At 64.6% G+C, this 800-nt stretch carries 2 protein-coding genes; both read right to left on the reverse strand.

Features of this window, described 5'->3' with window-relative positions; genetic code table 11:
• The coding region (locus EOA27_RS38590) for a DUF3085 domain-containing protein (RefSeq protein ID WP_127258983.1) at positions 1 to 204 on the reverse strand (204 nt) is incomplete at its 3' end.
• A gap of 10 nt (positions 205 to 214) precedes the next feature.
• Entirely contained in the window at positions 215 to 799 is a 585-nt protein-coding gene (locus EOA27_RS38595; RefSeq protein WP_127258986.1) for a DUF1419 domain-containing protein, read from the reverse strand.
• Position 800: the final 1 nt, after the last annotated feature.

Consider the following 800-nt stretch of genomic DNA (forward strand, 5'->3'; position numbering starts at 1 on the left):
GACGACGAGCGCGCGGGTGCCCTCGGCGAGCTTGCCGTTGGACATGATGTAGACGCCCTCGTCACCAACCACCCAAACGCCGGGCTTCTCGCCCTCGCCGGGGCGCGTGCCGTAATAGGGATTGCGGAAGCCGCCATTGGCGGCTGCATTGGCGATGCCGCGATCGATGACCTTGCGGACCGCAAGGATGGGAAAGGTGAACATCGCCCGCACCTCACGCCGCCGTCTTGAGCGGCAGGTGTCTGAGATGCACCGGCAGCTTGGCCGCGATCTCCTCGTCGCTCAGGTGATCGAGCAGCTTGAGCTCGGTCCGGCCCCCGCCATAGACGAGCACGGTCCGCTTGCCGCGATGCTCGGGTAGCCAGCGCTCGCCGGCATAGCCGCGATAGTCGTCATGAGTGGCGCTCCAGATATGCTCGAGGCGCTCTGCATGCGTCATCGCCTTCACCGGCGAAGACTCGCGCTCGACGATGGCGTCGCGCATGCGCTCGGGCGAGCCCCTGTCGAAGAGGTCGCAATAGCCGTGGAAGTATCGGATACGCCCATCAATGGTCAGCGCGAAGAAGATGCTGGTGACGCTGTCGGTGAGGAACTCGCGCATGGCGAACATGCCTGCGCGCATCCAGAGCGGCGGCAGGATGTCGAGCATGTAATCGTGTTCGGCATGCGCCGTTTCGAACCATTCTCCCGCATAGAGCGGGCCGGCGTCATCCTCGAAGCGATTGGGTCGTTGCGCATGACGGTCGAACAGGCGGAACATCTGACGCCGGTCGGCGACGCCCTGGTAGATCTTGCGGATC

This window comes from Mesorhizobium sp. M2A.F.Ca.ET.037.01.1.1, from assembly GCF_003998075.1.
GTDB lineage: Bacteria > Pseudomonadota > Alphaproteobacteria > Rhizobiales > Rhizobiaceae > Mesorhizobium.